This window comes from Ruegeria lacuscaerulensis (assembly GCF_013031245.1).
Taxonomy (GTDB): domain Bacteria; phylum Pseudomonadota; class Alphaproteobacteria; order Rhodobacterales; family Rhodobacteraceae; genus Ruegeria; species Ruegeria lacuscaerulensis_C.
In genome coordinates this window covers 1-1,016 of sequence record NZ_WPZL01000106.1, presented here as the reverse complement: position 1 = coordinate 1,016, position 1,016 = coordinate 1, and the positions used below count along the sequence as shown (strand labels likewise).

Annotated in this window: 1 protein-coding gene; it reads right to left on the bottom strand. The window is 58.9% G+C overall.

Going from position 1 to position 1,016, the window contains the following annotated elements:
• The coding region (locus GOX66_RS25525; RefSeq protein ID WP_170766724.1) for a BCCT family transporter at nt 1–1,016 on the bottom strand (1,016 nt) is incomplete at both ends.

Below are 1,016 nucleotides of genomic sequence, written 5' to 3'. Positions count from 1 at the left end.
CCGATGATCATCGCATTGCGCAGCGCGTCCATTGGATTGTTCTCGCCCGCCGCCAGGATCAGCGCGCCGATCACAGCCGTCAGGATCACGCCCCAGATGATGCGGTGCTTGATGCCGGTTTCCTGGCTGCCACCCGACATGATGGTGTTCATCACCAGAATGCCCGAGTCCGCCGAAGTCACCAGGAAGGTCATGATCAGGATTACGCACATGACATTCAGCATGGACAGCAGACCACCATCGATCATGTAGGACAGGGTGACGAACAGCTTGTTGGTGTTCGATGCCCCGATGATCGCACCTTCGGCAGCGCCTGCCAGTTCCAGATCAATCGCGGTGCCGCCCAGAACAGTCATCCAGGCAAAGCACACCAGCGCTGGTGCGAAGACACAGCCCAGGATGAACTCACGCACTGAGCGACCTTTGGAGATGCGCGCCAAGAACAGGCCGACGAAAGGCGAGAACGCAATCCACCAGGCCCAGTAGAAAGTGGTCCACCCAGCCTGCCAGCCGAACTGACGGCCTTGCTCGCCTGCAGCATAAGCCGCAGCCAGTGTTGCTTCGTCCAGCTCAGCGGCCGCGCCTTCCAGACCGCCCTTGAAGCCGTCAAAGCTGCCCCATGCATTGGTTGCACCACCCATCAGGTCAGCCGCATGCGCCTGCGCCTCTGCGGGCAGTGCCGCGGCAAAGGCTTCGGTCGACAGCGGTCCGTAGGCGTTAAAGCTGAGCGAGATGAAATGCAGGATGTAGTCGATCATCGCCGTGCCATAGGTGGTCATGGCAAAGACGAACGAGCCAAAAATCACGAATGTGCCCAGCAGGATGATCGACAGAACCAGGTTCAGGTTCGACAGGTATTTCACGCCCCGTCCGACACCCGAGACCGCCGAAATGATCGACAGACCCATGATGACAACCAGACCCGCAATCAGGCCAACTTTGCTGGGGGTCGGAACCTCACCGCCCAAATCCATGATCCATTCGATGCCGGTAATTGCATAGAGACCGTCAATGAA